The following is a 16,346-nucleotide window of genomic DNA, read 5'->3' on the forward strand; positions in this document are numbered from 1 at the left end:
AGCTACACGCACCGCTAAAAGTTTACTGAAGTTGAATGGGCTGACACAAATAAAGATGTTTTCACTAGGTAGCTAGGTGAATCCACCGTACCTTTGGCATGGATGGGATATTAATAAATATCAGAATGCCTTTTCCATTCGCAATAACTTTAATGCATCACTCAAAATCACTTGCCTTATGGAAAACAAAATCTCATCGCTCACCTGTCAGAACTGTGGTATCTGCTGCCGTAACTTCCCCTTTGTAGAGCTAAACGAGCGGGAAATGCTGGCTCTTGAAAAATACACAAAACTAACACGCACGGAGTTTACCGACCCCATGGGGCCGGATTACTCGCACGGTCATTTTCTTAAGACACAAGCCAATGGCGACTGCATATTCCTGCGCGTTGATAAAGGCTTCTTCAGCTGCGGTGTGTACGAAGCACGCGCCGACATCTGCCGTAACTATCCGGTTAATGAACACCATTGGAAGTGGTGCAACGAGAACAGAGTGGGTTGAGTTCAAACAGAAAAAATGGGATCGCAGCTTAATAAGCGCTTTGCACATGAAGATGCGAGCCCACAAACCGTGAAGAAACAGCACAGTACAAAACCAGGAACGTATCAGAAGGAACAGCTTGACCACTAAGTTACTTTCCTTGCGGCCATTAGCGCAAAAGCTCCACCAGCGGCACCAAATCAAACTCACCCTTATCGGGGTGTGCTGTTTTAACATACTCCTTGTTCATCATAAACAGGCGGCTGTTATAAGTATCCTGGGGGTAGCAATTTTCTTCGTGAAAATAATCCTCATCCACAGACGTAAAGTTAAGCTCACAATGCGATAGTTCCCACTGATCACCCCCTTCATTCATGTAGAGCAAAGGATAACCATGGGTGCGACAAATAATGGGTCGTGCCTCGTACAAGGCACACTGGTGATCTTTCAAAAAGAAGCACTTCTCCCCCAACTCATCGGGCTTAGCCTGTTGCAGCACATTGGGATACTTGGCTGCCACCTCTTCTTTAATGGCATCAAACTCGATGGGAAACACATCGAAGTTAAGGCAGCATTTATCACAACCCTTCTTGCAGCTCATATTCGCACTATGCTCTTTCCACAGCCTGTCTGCCGCCGCGTCAATCTCATCTCTCAGTACCTTATAATCATTCAATGTTACCATGCTTACTATCCTTTTTTGCAAAAATACGAAAAGCAACAATAATCTTGGGGCTGTATTTCTTATCGCAGCACTTTTGCTGTATCTTGCACAGTTAATAACCTTTGAATGATGAGCACACAGTCAGAATCGCTTCAGTCCATTGTCTCTAAATATGTTAACACCACCAACCGAAGTGTTTTCTTAACCGGTAAGGCCGGTACCGGCAAAACCACTTTGCTGCACCGCATCCGGGAGCATACACACAAAAGCATGGTGGTTGCCGCGCCTACGGGCATTGCAGCTATCAACGCCGGGGGCGTTACCCTTCACTCCTTGTTTCAGCTGCCTTTTGGCGCTTTTATTCCTGACAACAACAGCGGCATCGATCCGGAACGCATGCACACCCTGGCGCATTTTAACACACCCCGCACCCTCATCAAAAACATTAAGATGCACCAGACCAAGCGTAAGCTCATACGCGAGATGGAGCTACTGGTGATTGACGAGGTGAGTATGCTGCGCGCTGACCTGCTGGATGCCATTGACCTGATATGCCGACACGTGCGCCGCATGCAAAACAGTCCTTTTGGGGGCTTGCAGGTGCTATTTATCGGCGATATGCTGCAACTACCTCCCGTGGTAAAAAATGATGAGTGGCAGCACTTACAACGCTATTACAAAAGCCCCTATTTTTTTGATGCTCAGGTGCTGCAACAGTACCATCCGGTACACATAGAACTGCAAAAGGTATATCGACAGACCGATCAGGATTTTGTGGATCTGCTCAATCATCTTCGCGATAATAAAGTAACACAGGCCGATATTGATTTGCTCAACCGCTACTATCAACCCAATTTTAACCAGCAGAACAACGACGGCTACATACAGCTGACCACTCATAACGCCATGGCCGATGCCAAAAACCGGGAGTGCCTCAACGCCCTGCCGGGTAAAACTTTTTCGTTTAAGAGCCGGGTGCAGGGTGATTTCAAAGAGCATCAATATCCTTTGCAGGAAACCATGCACTTTAAACATGGTGCCCAGGTAATGTTTATCAAGAACGATTTCTCGGGTCAGCAGCGCTTCTTCAACGGTAAGATAGGCACTATTACACGCATTAACCACGACGAGATAGAGGTGAGTTTTAACGATGGCAGCGACAGTGTGGATGTGGAGCCCTACACCTGGGAAAATAAGAAATACACCCTTAACAAAGAAACCAATGAGGTGGAAGAAAAGGTAGCCGGTGAGTTTAAGCAATATCCCATCAAGCTGGCCTGGGCCATTACCGTACATAAAAGTCAGGGACTTACCTTCGATAAAGCCGTTATAGATGTGGGTAAAGCCTTTGCCGCCGGACAGATTTATGTAGCCCTATCGCGTTTACGCTCCCTGGAAGGTTTGATACTGCTTAGTCCGATTCCCCAGCAGGGCATCGATGCCGACGCCTCACTCCGCTCCTTTGTGAGTCAACGAATGGATACCAACGAGCTTACCCCCCTATTGGAGCAGGAAGCACATCAATATATCAAGAGCTACCTGCTGAAGGCTTTCGACCTTAACGACCTGGTGGTAGCATTGCACTTGCATCATCAATCCTATTCGAAAGACGAAAAACGATCTAAGAAACAGCAGTACAAAGACTGGGCAGCAGATCTAATCAAACAGACAGAGCCCCTGCAGTCAGTGGCCAACAGCTTTCGTACCCAGGTGCAACGCATTGCTCACTCGGGCGATGCCAACTACATTGCCATGCTTGATGAACGCGTTACAAAAGCCATTGCTTATTTTGAGCCCCCGGTGAAGGAATGTCATGGCACCGTGATTAAACAATTGAATATAGTAGCCAAGCTAAAGGGAGTAAAAAAATACCATACGGAGTTAACAGAGCTGGCGGCACAATACTACGCTGTGTTGCAAAGGATGCTAAAAGCCAAAACACTGCTAACGGCCTCACTCAACGGTCGTGACGTTAACAAAGAAGACATTGACAAGCCCATGCTGGAAAAGGGAAGCACGGTCTCCGGCAAACAGAACAAAGACAGTAAGAAAGAAAGCACTAAAAAACCCAAGGTAGCCACTCACCTAATTTCCTGCGCCTATTACAAACAAGGCAAGGACATTGCCGGCATTAGCAAGGAACGTGGGTTAGCCAGGACTACCATTGAGTCGCACATTGCCAAGTGCATAAAAGAGGATCTTCTCTCCTTAAATGATTTTGTTGATTGCGATACGCGTAACGCCATCCGCAAGGGGTTTGAAAACTGCGAGAATAACTCACTGAGTGAAGTACGCAACTATTTGGATAATCAATATTCCTTTGCCGAAATTAAATATGTACAAGCCTGGCTGCAAAGCGACGGTGTATTGTAAGTTACTTTGCTACTTTTGTAAACGGTACGTGTTATAAATAAGATGAAAGACTCCACAACAACGGTATTCAAGCAATCCAGTATTTACGGCCTTGGTAATATCATCCGTAAGTTTAGCGGTGTTATTATACTGCCCCTCGTGAAGGTTTATACCAGCGAGGATGAGTTTGGTGTGTGGATGCTACTGGAAACCATCTTTATGTTTACCCTGGTACTGTCGGGCTGGGGGGTCAAAAGTGGTTTTGTACGCTGGTACAACGATATGAAAAGCCCGGCCGACAAACGCTCTCTATTCACCTCGGCCACGGCATTTAACTACCTGGTGTCAGTCCTCATCTCGGCCATTATAGGGGTTCTACTCTACCGTTACTCTGCTGCCATACTGAAATACGAGGTATCGGCTAAGCTTATTTTACTGTTTATGGCGGCAGGCCTCTTTCGCCTGTTTCACGACATGCCCTTTTACATTCTAAGGCTTCAGCAAAAGGTGGCCAAGCAAACCGTGCACAGCAGTGTAAACGTTATACTGCTCATTCTCTTCACCATTTATTTTCTGGAGATCAGGAGGCTGGGGTTCGAAGGTGTTTTTATGGCACAACTAGCAGCCAATCTACTCACTTTCATAGGCTTACTGCCCATAATCAAACGTAATACTTCCCCGGATTTTAAAGCTGGTGAACTCAAAGACATCATCCACTACGGCTTGCCCCTGGCGCTGTCGAACCTTCTTACCATCGTATTAAACCTGAGCGACCGCCACATCATCAATCAGTTTTTCAACCCGGCCGAATCGGGTAACTACGGCCTGGCCTTTAAGGTGGCCAACCTACTGGAGATGGTGTTTGTGTCGTCATTTATCACCTCCTTCACCTATTTTTACTATCAGTCGTTCAAGAACCCTGATAGCAACAAAGACTTCCTGCGTCTGCAACGGTATTTTGTACTGATTATCGCGACGGCAGGCATGGGCATTGTGCTGTTTTCCGGCGAAATCATCTGGTTGGTATCGGCCGGCGATGCGTATTATCAGGAGGGCATATTTCTGATTCCCATACTCATAATGGGACTTATCTTTGGTGGATTGCGACAGTTTTTTACCCTGCCCCTTCATAAGCATAAGTCCACAAAAATAATATCGCGCATACTAATAGCGGCCGGCCTTATTAACCTCACCCTAAACCTGGTGCTGGTACCCACCATCGGAAAAGCCGGTGCCGCCTGGTCAACACTGGCCGTTCAGTTTATTTCTATGATGTGGTTTTACTATGAGGCCAATAAAAAAGAGGCCATTCACTTTAATTTTAAGCAAACCATCAAGCTATTGAGCATCTGGCTAATTATTATGACCGCCGGTTTTTATGTGCCCGACAATTTCTGGCTGGCCATCTGCCTTAAGGCACTGCTCATGGCGGTGTTTGTGATAAGCATTATCGCCTTTAGAATCATACAGGCCGATGAGCTGAACGAAGTAATCCGCATGGGCAAAAAACTACTCTCAAAGAAATGATAATTAAGGAAATAAAATACTGGTTAATAAGGCGTTTACTGAAGTATTCTGCTCCATTACTTCATCAGCTAGAGCAGCCATCTATCAAGAAGTATGGATCACAAGCATGTGCTCATCAGCCGGTTTTTATCATTGGTCCGCCACGCACCGGCTCCACCATACTGTATCAAACCCTCACACAGAAACTGGATGTACTGTATGTAGATAACCTGGTGAATATGTCGCGCGGTGCAACCTGGTTTGGCTTTTGGCTCAGTCGCCGGTTATTTTGTAACAAGGGGCACAATTCTTCATCATCGGAGCACGGACGTACCCAGGGGCTGCACGCTCCCAACGAGGGTTTATTTTGGTATAAATGGCTGCCTAAAGGCCATGACTTTATCGATTTTGGGGAAATAAAGCCTACGGCGATAAATCAGCTACGACAGCTCATTAATGCCCTGATGAACCGCTACAAGACGCCGATAGTTTTCAAGAACCTAACCTTTTCGGTAAGGCTGCGTTTAATCAAGGAGCTGTATCCCAAGGCACGCATCATTTATATCAAGCGCGAACCTCTGTATGTAGCGCAATCCATTATCCGCAGTAAGGAGAAAGATGGCCTTGCTCTACAGGAGGTGTGGAGTGTTAAACCCCGGGAAGTAGAACAACTAAAGAAATGTAGCAACAATATACAACAAGCCGTTCGGCAGGTCTATTACATCGAAAAACAGATTGAACAAGACCTTAAACTGTTTGATAAAGAACAGTGTATGATAATTAATTATGAACACTTGAACGTCGATGCTTTAATTCATGAGGTACAAGCCTTCACCGGCTGTAAGCTACGACCCAACCAAGAGGTGATTCAACTTAAAGTGAGTAATCGCCAACAAATAGACGATGCACAGTTTGATGCGCTGAAACAAGAAATTGAACAGCTGGACTGGAAGAGTTATTCCACAAAAATATAGTACACAATGTCCGATAAATATACAGTAAACTACCTGGAAGAAGCCGCCTATGGCGAATGGGATCAATATGTTGCGTCCCATCCTTTGGGCACACCCTTTCAACTGAGCACTTTCCTGAAACAGGTATCGGAAAATACAGGCCGCACCTTTCGGGTGATTGCCCTAAAGAAAGGCGACGAAATAGTGGGTGGATTTGCCTTTGGCGAAGTAAGCAAGCTGGGGTTTAAGATGATTCCCCTCCCCTACGACTGCCCGGTTTTTCAGCCATTATTTAATGAACGTGACACAAAATTTAGCACCAAAAAGGAAAGCCACAGACAGGAAATAACAAAGTGCTTAAACAACTTTCTGCAAAGTCATTACCATGCGATTAGCTTTCGCTTTGACTGGCGCTGCAACGACCTACGAAGTTTCTCTGAGGATAAGTTTTCCATCGACCTCAAATACACATACATACAAAACCTCAATGAATTTGACGCAAGCCATCATCCCATCGATCCGGCCACGAAGCGTCAGATTAAAAAAGCACACAAAGAGGGCTTTACCGTAAACAAGGATATGAGCGATGATAACATAGCAGCCTTTTATGCACTGATACGAAAAACCTACAAACGACAAGGCCTGCCGCTGATCTTCAGCCAGAAAGACTATCAGCATTTACTTACGCGCCTTGTTGAACAGCACAAAGCCCGGCTTTATGTGATGTATATCAAAGATGAGCCGGTGGCCGCCATGGCCATCAGCACGATGAATAAACAGGCACATTATTGGCTTTCGGCCTCGGACACAAGCTACTCCAGATACGGCGGCACCTCAGCACTTATACTGGAAGTGCTTAACGATTTAAAGATGCGAGGTATAGAATCTTTTGATTTCGTGGGCGCCAACACGGCAAGCATCAGTCGCTTTAAGGCGGGCTACAGCTTCAATCTTCAGGCCTATTACGAAGCAAGCAAAACCCGCTTCCCGCTTTCCTTACTATTAAAAATAAAATCGTACATACAATAAAAAGAATGCCGCACACATCAAGTAAATATCACTACTCCAGTGACTGGATTCATCAACTCGAAGATGAGCGACATTGGCAATACTACCATAGCCAACAGAAGCTGATCAATAAACACCTTACGCTCAAAGCCAATATTCTGGAGCTGGGCATCGGCTCATCCTTTACCAGCAACTACCTGAAAAGCAAAGGCTTTATGGTGACCACCATGGATATTGATGCCGCAAAAGAACCCGATATCGTTGGCAACATTGTTACGGAAAATCCACCACCTCAAGTGGATACAATGCTGGCCTTCGAGGTATTTGAACACATCCCCTACAATGAGTTTTTAGCCACCCTTAAAAAATTGTTGAACAGCAATATTAAAACAATCCTACTAAGCTTTCCTTATAACGAAAAAGTATGGTTTGATATTGATGTGAGGGTTCACGTGTTCGGACGTATATGTTTTCAAATAGCCACACGACGAAATCGCCTGACCACCAATCATCACCATTGGGAGATACGCTACCGTCAGCACTCCCTGCAACAAATAAAGAATGACATGACACAGTGCGGCTATCGCATTGTGGATGATTACAGAAAATACAGTCAGCATTTCTTTGTCTTAACCCGTTAGTTCGCCTTTGCTATGCAATCAGCTCTTAACACCCCTCAGCTCGAATATGTATTATTCCATCTTAACAGGCATGTTAATATCGACGAGCTAAAGCCTTACTTTAAGTATGGAAACGCCGCCGATACAAGTTGGATACAAATGCCGGCATCGGAAAACAAGATTGATCTTGCAAGACACATCCCTTATGCGGACAAGAGGCTTCCTGTGCTATTCCCTTGCTCAGATAATTCATCGTTTTTCAGCATTGAAGACAAGAAAGTGATTTTTCATCACGACCTACTCAAGGCATGCTTCTACCTTTTAAGCGGCTATCAGGAGACACAATGTGACGAAAGGGACTTTGCAGGCCGTTTCCCACACAAGGAATCCATCCAGAACAAACTGAATATTAATCACCTGCCCCTTGTTAACTACTATTTTAAGATAATTATTGAGGGGCTAAAGTCCTGGGGCATTGCCAACGACATAAAGGTTAGCGAACGAAACCTGCCCCACAGAGGATATTTTCTCCTTTCGCACGATATTGACCGCACCCACTACTATCATTGGCGCGAAACCGCCTACCGCTGGATGCAGGTACTAGGACTGCGTAAAGCCACTTACGACAAGAAGCGACTAAAAAAGGCGGCTCTGGATAGTTTGCTGCCCACCCTGTTTCCGGGCTATAAAACAGATCCTTTCTGGTCGTTTAAAGCCATGCGTAAAATGGAGAAAGCCCGCGGTATGGTCTCCGCCTGGTACTTCCTTAACCGCGATGGCTCGGCACATGATGCCCGCTATTTTTTCAAGGATAAGGCCATCCGCGATATGATGCTGCATCTGCATCACGATGGCTGCGAGATAGGCCTCCACGGCTCCTTGAAAACTGCTGAAAGCGAAATAGCCATGCACAAAGCCATGACAGACCTGAAGGCCGCCTTTCCGGCAACGATTTACGGCATACGGCAACATTTTTTAAAGTTTAAAGTGCCGGAAAGTTATCAAATACAAGCAGGTGCCGGACTGCAATACGATACTTCGGTGGGCTTTGCCGAGCACGAAGGGTTTAGAAACGGATACTGCCACCCCTTTAAACCCTACGATTTTGAAAATGACCGTATGATTGACATCTGGGAGTTTCCCCTTACAGTAATGGATGGTACCCTGTTTTACTACCGCAAGTACAACTATGAGCAGGCATCGGACGCCATGGATACCCTACTGAAAGAAGTAAAGCAATTTGGCGGCCTCTTCAGCCTCCTATGGCACAACTCCTTTTTTGATGAATATGAATTTCCGGGCATCACCCAATTCTACACGTCAACACTAAAACAGATAGCAGACTACGACTTAAAGAGTGTTACGGGAAAACAGTTACTTGAGCTGCTTTAGGCGATCAAACAAAACCGCCTCCATGGATGCAATAATCGATTGATAGCTGTAGTTTGCCTTCACAAAGGCATAACCGTTTTCACCCATTATCCGGCGACGCTCATCATCGCCAAGCAACTGCTGTATGGCTGCTGCCATGGCGCTTATATTACCCTTTTCGTAGGTAAGCCCACCCTTTGATAGTCGCTCGTTATTAGTTAAGTCGGCCTCCATCACCAGTGGCAGTTTACACAACTGTGCATCCAGGGCACTTAAGGTGTTTTCGCGCGGAAAAACAGCGAGGGTCGCCATATTATAGTAAGCATTTAAGTCAGCCACACGAACAGCATCTTTAACAATGACTTTCACTTTAGAATTTTCTTTACACAGAAGGAAAGTTTCACTGTAATAAGGCGCTGTCTTACCACCCAGCATCAACAGACAAACATCGGACAAATCGATGTCCAGCTTATTCAAGGCTTCAATAACCAGATGGGGCGACTTGGGCTGATTGAACTTACCGGCATACAAAATGATGTGCCGCTCGGCAATACCCAGTGTTTCGCGCAGCTTGTTGCCCGCATCCTCATCGGGATAAAACACCTTGGGGTCAGTGCCGATAAGATAAGGGTACACCTGATCGTCAGCCAAGCAATAACGGGATAGTAATATATTTTTATTCTCAGCTGCCGTATAAAAAACCGGAGCTTTATAGCGTCTTAATGGACGCACTACCAGGCGCTTCAACAACTTAAAGTAAAGCCGCTCAACAACACCTCCTTTAAATTGATTATCAAGCGTATGTGTATCGGCACACACCAGGCACTTTTTGTACAAACCATTATTCATCAGTAATGAAAAGGCAGTGTAGGATTCCAGGGCATGAACAAACAGCACATCGGGCTGCAACGAAAGGATCTTTTTACGCACACCTTTCATCAACAAGTTATATCCGTTTTTCTTTTCGTAACGAACGGGAAGGCGATGAATGGTAACACCATATTCCTTCTCAAAAGCTTCATCTTTAGCCCGAATAAGCTCGGATGTTAGCCCCTCATGATTGAAAAGCTTTAATGAATTGGAGCATACAATGTGCATGTCCACATCAGCACAATGAAACTTGGCCGTAAAATTAAGCTGATAACCCATATCGGGATGAAAGCGATCCTCCACATGTACTACACGTAACTTTTTCATCGCCTAGGCTTGCTGATATTGTTCCACAACCTTCTGACAGATAAAATGAGCAGCCTGACCATCGCCGTAGATGGGTGGAAACTGAAGTTGCTTATGCCCCGGAAACTGAAGCATGGAAGCTTCAATAAGTGCCGCATCGGCATCTGCAAGCACAGCATTACCACCTTCAACCAGCTCAACCCATTCCGTTTCAGGACGCATTACAACACAGGGTTTTTCAAAGAAATAAGCCTCCTTTTGTACACCCCCGGAATCGGTCACCACTAAATGGCAGTGCTTTTCCAGCTCAATAATATCGAAGAAACCCAGAGGCTCAGTCAGAATAATTTTATCATTATCATACAAAGCTTTATAACTATGCTCCTCAAGTAATTGTTTAATCATTTTAGACGTGCGCGGATGCATAGGAAAAACCACTTTCTGTCCGCTCTTCTTCACAAAATTGATAACAGCTGAAACAATGGCATTCAAACGTTGGGCATTATCCGTATTCAGATCACGATGCATGGTGAATAACACAAATTGATCGGATGCAAGCCCCAAACGACTCATTACCTTGCTATTACCCTTAGCCACGGCAGCAAAATGCAGTGAATTATCGTACATCACGTCACCACAGTGATAAACCACAGGCCGGTCAGGATCACCAGGAACACTATGATGCTTAATTCCCTCACAACTGAGGTTATCAATGGCTGTTTGAGTAGGACAGAACAGCATACTCGATACATGATCGCACATAATACGATTCACCTCTTCGGGCATACTTTTATTGAAGGAACGCAATCCGGCCTCCACATGCAACACGTCGATGCCCATCTTTACCGCCGTTAAGGAAGCCGCCAGGGTAGAGTTGGTATCGCCATACACAAGGACTGCATGCGGCTGCTCCTTTTCCAGCACTTCTTCAAAACGCTCCATGATTAAAGCTGTTTGCTTCGCATGACTCAGCGAGCCGCAGGCCAGGTTATAGGATGGCGCTGGTATGCTGAGCTGATCAAAAAAACCACCCGACATATTGGCATCGTAATGCTGCCCGGTATGCACCACCACATCGGTAATTGCATGAGCATAGTCTGCTTTTATGGCCCGACTAATAGCGGCTGCCTTGATGATCTGAGGGCGTGCCCCCACGACGTTAATAAGCTTTATCATTGTGTACGGTTATAGATTGATGGCAACAATGCGCCTCCAAAACTAACGAAAATACAGCGTTTTTAAAACCTAAATCAGCATGACTGTATTACTCATGGTTCGGTTAATTTTTGTTAATTCAAAGATTAATTACCATCTTTTCTCACTCATATTAAGGCATTTTATATTTTTGCAGTAATTTGGAAGAATGGCAAATAAGAATCAAATAACAAGCGGACGCAAACTGCGAAGTTCATACATCACCACAACGATCAGTATCGCCCTGGTACTCTTTCTGTTGGGCATCATCGGCCTATTACTACTGAATGCTCAGCGCTTGTCCAACTACGTGAAGGAGAACATTGGCTTTACCATTCTGATCAAAGACAATGCGCGCGAGGCCGAGGTCAAACGACTGGAGAAACTTCTTAGCACATCGCCTTTTATCAAGCAAACTGAATACGTTGACAAGGATCGTGCTGCCGAGGAACTCAAAGAAGAACTGGGCGAAGACTTTGTGGAATTCCTGGGATATAATCCTTTGCTGTCATCCATCGATGTGAAACTATTTGCCCCCTATGCTAACCCGGACAGTCTGGTAAAAGTAGAAGCCGTCATCATGGAGTTTCCACAAGTAAAAGAAGTAATCTATCAGAAAAACCTGATTCACCTGGTGCACCAAAACGTAAAGCCCATCGCCTTTTATCTGGGTCTGTTTTCTCTTATGCTTCTACTAATCGCCATTACACTGATTAATAACACCATCCGCATGTCGGTTTATTCAAAGCGCTTTATTATACGCACCATGCAACTGGTAGGTGCCACCAAATCGTTTATCCGACGGCCCATACTGTGGGGCAGCGTGCTGCATGGATTTGTGGGCGCTGTACTGGCAATTGCCCTTTTAACCATAATGATTTACCTGAGCAGCAAAGAGCTGGCCGGCGTTATCGGCTTTAACAACATGGATTTGATACTCATTTTGTTTGCCATGGTGATATTACTGGGGGTTTTCATTACCTTGCTATCAACCTTTTTTGCCGTTAATAAGTACCTAAACCTGCGTACCGACGATTTATACTTTTAAAAAAGGTAATACACCAAAAATATTTGTTTATAAACACTTTAACATGACACAAAAAGATCAGGATAAGAAGTTTCAGTTTGCCCTGGCAAAAGAAAATTACATACTGCTGGCCATTGGCTTTGCCATTATCATCCTAGGCTTTGTTCTAATGATTGGTGGCCGTAGCGATGACCCCACTGTTTTTAATGAAGAAATATTCAGCTTTCGCCGCATCACCCTAGCCCCCATCGTGGTTTTATTTGGCTTTATTTTTGAAATCTACGCCATTATGAAAAAGCCAAAAACCGACAAATAAAGAAGATACAATTTTATGGGAATATTAGAAGCTTTAGTCCTGGGAATTATCCAAGGGCTAACGGAGTTTTTGCCGGTGAGTAGCAGCGGCCATCTTGAAATTACAAAGGCCTTATTTGGCGCCAACGCAATGGCGAAGGAAAGCATGTTTATGACAGTGATGCTGCACGGCGCTACCGCCATCAGTACGCTCGTTGTTTTTCGCAAAGAAATTATGGAGATTATAGCCGGCCTCTTTCAGTTTAAATGGAATGAGCAAAGCGCCTTCTCGCTGAAAATTATTTTATCTATGTTGCCCGCCGCATTTGTAGGCGTGGCTTTCAGCGACCAGATTGAGGCACTGTTTAACAACCAGATTCTGCTGGTGGGTATGATGCTGATTATTACTGCCGGCCTGCTTTTCCTGGCCGATAAAGCGAAAACAACAGAAAAAGGCGTCTCCTTTTTTCATGCACTGATCATTGGCATTGCACAAGCCATTGCAATTCTGCCGGGTATTTCACGCTCGGGCGCCACCATCTCCACTTCGGTACTATTAGGCATTGACCGCACACGGGCTACCCGTTTCTCCTTTCTAATGGTGGTCCCCCTTATACTGGGTAAGATGGCCAAGGATTTACTATCGGACGACTTTACCACGGCCGGCGTATCCTTTATTCCATTAGCGGTAGGCTTTGTGGCAGCTTTTATCACCGGACTACTGGCCTGCACCTGGATGATCAAACTGGTGCGCAACAGCAAGCTAAGCTATTTCGCCGTTTACTGTGCTATTGTGGGTATCATCGCCATGGTGCATCAATTGTTTTTTTAATCGAATAACTCATCTTAACGAATGAATATAGAGTATAGTGAAGAACGCTTTCGTGAAGGACAGGTCTTACTCATTAACAAACCACTGGACTGGACTTCGTTTGACGTTGTAAATAAAATACGCTTGTGCCTGAAGCGCTACCTGGGAATTAAAAAAATTAAAGTGGGCCACGCCGGCACTCTCGACCCCCTGGCCACAGGCCTGGTAATTGTATGCACCGGTAAAGCCACCAAGCAAATCGACCAGTTTCTGGGTATGGATAAGCAATACATTGCCGATGTTCGTCTGGGTGCCACTACGCCCTCATTCGATCTGGAAACAGAACCCGACAAGCACTTTCCAGTGGATCATATTACCCCCGAAATGGTAAATAAGGCCATTGCAAGCTATACGGGAGAAATCGATCAGATACCTCCACTGTTTTCCGCGCTGAAGATAAACGGGCAGAAAGCCTATGAACTGGCACGTAAAGGCAAAGAGGTAGAGCTAAAAGCCCGCAAAATAAAAATCCATGAGATGACCCTGTTGCACTGGGATCAACACGAAAACATGCAGCTGGACATCTCCTGTAGCAAAGGCACATATATCCGTTCCCTGGCGCGCGATTTGGGCTATGAGCTAGGTTCGGGCGGACACCTTACCGGACTGGTGCGCACCCGGATAGGCCCCTACCAACTGAGCGAAGCCATTACCATTGAGGAATTTGAAAAAAAATTAGGTATCTTTGCAACAAATTAAAAATACCTGCGTATAAGGTAGGCCTGTCGGACAATTCAATAAACATCATCTTAAACAAAAAGGTGATGTTATTTGTGTAACTTATCGCGAATTAGTAAAACAAAAATATATGAAGTTATCGAAGTTTAAGTATAAGCTACCGGAAGAGCTAATTGCTTTACATCCTGCACAAAATCGTGATGAGTCACGCCTGATGGTTCTGAATAGGAACACCAAAGAAATTGAGCACAAAATCTTTAAGGATATAATTGATTACTTTGAGGATCAGGATGTCATGGTTTTTAACAATACCAAGGTGTTTCCGGCCCGGCTGTATGGTAACAAAGAAAAAACGGGTGCAGAGATAGAAGTATTTCTGTTGCGCGAACTTAATCGCGAGCAACGCCTTTGGGATGTATTGGTTGATCCTGCCCGTAAAATTCGCATCGGTAACAAGCTGTATTTTGGCGACGACGACAACCTGGTGGCTGAAGTCATCGACAACACCACTTCACGCGGTCGAACACTGCGATTCCTCTACGATGGATCTTACGAGGAATTTAAGAAGACTTTATATGGAATGGGCGAAACCCCCCTTCCTAAAATTATCGATCGCGATGTAGTACCTGAGGACAAAGATCGCTATCAAACCATCTATGCTAAACACGAGGGAGCTGTGGCTGCCCCAACGGCCGGCATGCACTTTAGCCGAGAGCTGATGAAACGTCTTGAAATTATTGGCGTAAACTTCTCGGAAATAACGCTTCATGTTGGTTTGGGTAACTTCCGCCAGGTAGATGTTGAGGATTTAACCAAGCACAAGATGGACTCGGAGCAAATCTTCATCACCGAAGAAGCCACTAAAATAATTAATGAGGGCAAAGACCGCAAGAAACGCATCTGCGCTGTGGGCACCACCGTAATGCGCACACTGGAGAGCTCTGTTTCAACCTACGGTCATGTGAAGCCTTTTGAGGGATGGACGAATAAATTCATCTTCCCTCCTTACGAATTTCAGGTAGCGAACTCCATGATTTCAAACTTCCACCTGCCCTCATCCACACTGATGATGATGTCAGCAGCCTTTGGGGGCTACGACTTTGTGATGGAGGCCTATCAGCTTGCCGTAAAAGAAAAATACCGCTTTGGCACTTACGGCGATGCTATGCTTATCATCTAATCAACTCATATATTGATTCAAAGCCGGTTTTTACCGGCTTTTTTTGTTTCCTTAAGTCTGCATTTTTTGTAACTTACCTATCGCACATCAAAAAACGCTTACTATGGTACGCCTCTATGTCCCGGTTAACTTCACTGAATACTCACTGAATGCCGTCCAATATGCCCTTAACCTGGGGCAGAAAATACCATCGGTATTGAGTCTTATCTACTGTCGCCCTCCCATAAACGATAACAGCGAGCCCTTAAAAGAAAACATAGAAGAGCGCCTTATTCAGTTCAGTAAAGAGCTGGAAGAAGGGTTTAATGCGCAACAAAAAGAAAATATTACCCTGATAACGCGCGTAGAGGCCGGCTACCCCGAAGATACGCTGGTAAACATTAGCCACAAGGAAGACCCTGATGCCATCGTAATGGGCACACGCAGCAAGGGCGATACCATTAAAGAACTTTTGGGCAGCGTTACCAGCGACGTGGTAAAAAACGCCCGCGTGCCCGTACTGGCCGTACCTGCTCAGTCAACCATCGATAGCAACAGCATTAGCAATGTATTATTCTTAAGCGATTTTGACAGCTGCGACTACCGCTCGCTCCACAAACTTATACGCTTAATAAGTCCATTTAAAACCCAGGTTTTTGCCGCTCACTTCAAAACCTCGCCCCCGGATAAATGGGACAAAAAACGCTTGGAAGAGATGCGCCTATACTGCCAACAAACTTACCGAAACTACACTATTAACTTTGGCTTTATCACCGATGAAGATTTTATTGGGGGTCTTGATTCTTTTATCAATGAAAATCGCATTGACCTGATTGCCATGACCCGCCATAAGCGCAATATGATATCAAAATTATTACACCCCAGTATAACGCGCAAAATACTGTTTCACACCGACATACCACTATTGGTCTTTCACGAATAAATAAATGACCCAATAAAAAAGTGATTATTTTGATTGAAAGCAGTAATTT

General features: G+C 45.1%; 16 protein-coding genes. 13 read left to right on the forward strand and 3 right to left on the reverse strand.

Annotated features, from left to right (window positions below):
* The first annotated feature begins 178 nt into the window (after nt 1–178).
* Nucleotides 179–502: a YkgJ family cysteine cluster protein gene (locus ACRD7A_RS12230; RefSeq protein WP_430811365.1), complete on the forward strand. Its 324-nt coding sequence runs from the start codon at nt 179–181 to the stop codon at nt 500–502.
* 148 nt (nt 503–650) lie between these two features.
* Here the strand turns inward: ACRD7A_RS12230 and ACRD7A_RS12235 are convergent, their stop codons facing one another.
* On the reverse strand, nt 651–1,166 hold the full coding sequence (locus tag ACRD7A_RS12235; RefSeq protein WP_430811366.1) for a YkgJ family cysteine cluster protein: 516 nt from the start codon (nt 1,164–1,166) through the stop codon (nt 651–653).
* Between the two features lie 105 nt (nt 1,167–1,271).
* On the opposite strand from ACRD7A_RS12235, the gene ACRD7A_RS12240 reads away from it, so the two are divergent.
* The 6 genes from ACRD7A_RS12240 to ACRD7A_RS12265 are packed head-to-tail and all read left to right on the forward strand — an operon-like array spanning nt 1,272 to nt 8,976.
* Complete coding sequence (locus tag ACRD7A_RS12240; RefSeq protein ID WP_430811367.1) at nt 1,272–3,518, forward strand: helix-turn-helix domain-containing protein; 2,247 nt, start codon at nt 1,272–1,274, stop codon at nt 3,516–3,518.
* 42 nt (nt 3,519–3,560) lie between these two features.
* Nucleotides 3,561–5,024: an oligosaccharide flippase family protein gene (locus ACRD7A_RS12245; protein WP_430811368.1), complete on the forward strand. Its 1,464-nt coding sequence runs from the start codon at nt 3,561–3,563 to the stop codon at nt 5,022–5,024.
* Nucleotides 5,021–5,977 carry a sulfotransferase gene (locus tag ACRD7A_RS12250; protein WP_430811369.1) on the forward strand — a complete coding sequence of 319 codons (957 nt, stop codon included), beginning with the start codon at nt 5,021–5,023 and terminating at the stop codon, nt 5,975–5,977. The genes ACRD7A_RS12245 and ACRD7A_RS12250 overlap by 4 nt, the downstream gene beginning before the upstream one ends.
* Nucleotides 5,978–5,983: 6 nt before the next feature.
* Entirely contained in the window at nt 5,984–6,985 is a 1,002-nt protein-coding gene (locus ACRD7A_RS12255; RefSeq protein ID WP_430811370.1) for a lipid II:glycine glycyltransferase FemX, read from the forward strand.
* Between the two features lie 5 nt (nt 6,986–6,990).
* The gene (locus tag ACRD7A_RS12260; RefSeq protein ID WP_430811371.1) at nt 6,991–7,605 is read left to right on the forward strand and encodes a class I SAM-dependent methyltransferase; all 615 of its coding nucleotides are present in this window, start codon (nt 6,991–6,993) and stop codon (nt 7,603–7,605) included.
* A gap of 12 nt (nt 7,606–7,617) precedes the next feature.
* On the forward strand, nt 7,618–8,976 hold the full coding sequence (locus tag ACRD7A_RS12265) for a polysaccharide deacetylase family protein (protein WP_430811372.1): 1,359 nt from the start codon (nt 7,618–7,620) through the stop codon (nt 8,974–8,976).
* Here ACRD7A_RS12265 and ACRD7A_RS12270 read toward each other — a convergent pair.
* Nucleotides 8,959–10,152 carry a glycosyltransferase family 4 protein gene (locus ACRD7A_RS12270; protein ID WP_430811373.1) on the reverse strand — a complete coding sequence of 398 codons (1,194 nt, stop codon included), beginning with the start codon at nt 10,150–10,152 and terminating at the stop codon, nt 8,959–8,961. The two genes, ACRD7A_RS12265 and ACRD7A_RS12270, sit on opposite strands and share 18 nt — an antisense overlap.
* Before the next feature lie 3 nt (nt 10,153–10,155).
* Entirely contained in the window at nt 10,156–11,307 is a 1,152-nt protein-coding gene (wecB, locus tag ACRD7A_RS12275) for a non-hydrolyzing UDP-N-acetylglucosamine 2-epimerase (RefSeq protein ID WP_430811374.1), read from the reverse strand.
* Nucleotides 11,308–11,494: 187 nt separating this feature from the next.
* On the opposite strand from wecB, the gene ACRD7A_RS12280 reads away from it, so the two are divergent.
* From ACRD7A_RS12280 to ACRD7A_RS12305, 6 genes are all read left to right on the forward strand, one after another.
* On the forward strand, nt 11,495–12,373 hold the full coding sequence (locus ACRD7A_RS12280; RefSeq protein WP_430811375.1) for a cell division protein FtsX: 879 nt from the start codon (nt 11,495–11,497) through the stop codon (nt 12,371–12,373).
* Nucleotides 12,374–12,416: 43 nt separating this feature from the next.
* On the forward strand, nt 12,417–12,668 hold the full coding sequence (locus ACRD7A_RS12285) for a DUF3098 domain-containing protein (protein ID WP_430811376.1): 252 nt from the start codon (nt 12,417–12,419) through the stop codon (nt 12,666–12,668).
* A gap of 15 nt (nt 12,669–12,683) precedes the next feature.
* Nucleotides 12,684–13,478 (forward strand): undecaprenyl-diphosphate phosphatase, encoded by a 795-nt coding sequence (locus ACRD7A_RS12290; RefSeq protein WP_430811377.1) that lies wholly within the window; start codon nt 12,684–12,686, stop codon nt 13,476–13,478.
* A gap of 21 nt (nt 13,479–13,499) precedes the next feature.
* A complete protein-coding gene (truB, locus tag ACRD7A_RS12295) occupies nt 13,500–14,216 on the forward strand; it encodes a tRNA pseudouridine(55) synthase TruB (RefSeq protein ID WP_430811378.1) in 717 nt (238 codons plus the stop codon).
* Nucleotides 14,217–14,325: 109 nt separating this feature from the next.
* Nucleotides 14,326–15,375 carry a tRNA preQ1(34) S-adenosylmethionine ribosyltransferase-isomerase QueA gene (queA, locus tag ACRD7A_RS12300; RefSeq protein WP_430811379.1) on the forward strand — a complete coding sequence of 350 codons (1,050 nt, stop codon included), beginning with the start codon at nt 14,326–14,328 and terminating at the stop codon, nt 15,373–15,375.
* A 103-nt stretch (nt 15,376–15,478) separates the two neighbouring features.
* Nucleotides 15,479–16,297, forward strand: a complete 819-nt coding sequence (locus ACRD7A_RS12305) for a universal stress protein (protein ID WP_430811380.1) — start codon at nt 15,479–15,481, stop codon at nt 16,295–16,297.
* Nucleotides 16,298–16,346: the final 49 nt, after the last annotated feature.

It is taken from the genome of Carboxylicivirga longa (genome assembly GCF_050589825.1).
In the GTDB taxonomy this organism is placed as follows: Bacteria; Bacteroidota; Bacteroidia; order Bacteroidales; family Marinilabiliaceae; genus Carboxylicivirga; species Carboxylicivirga longa.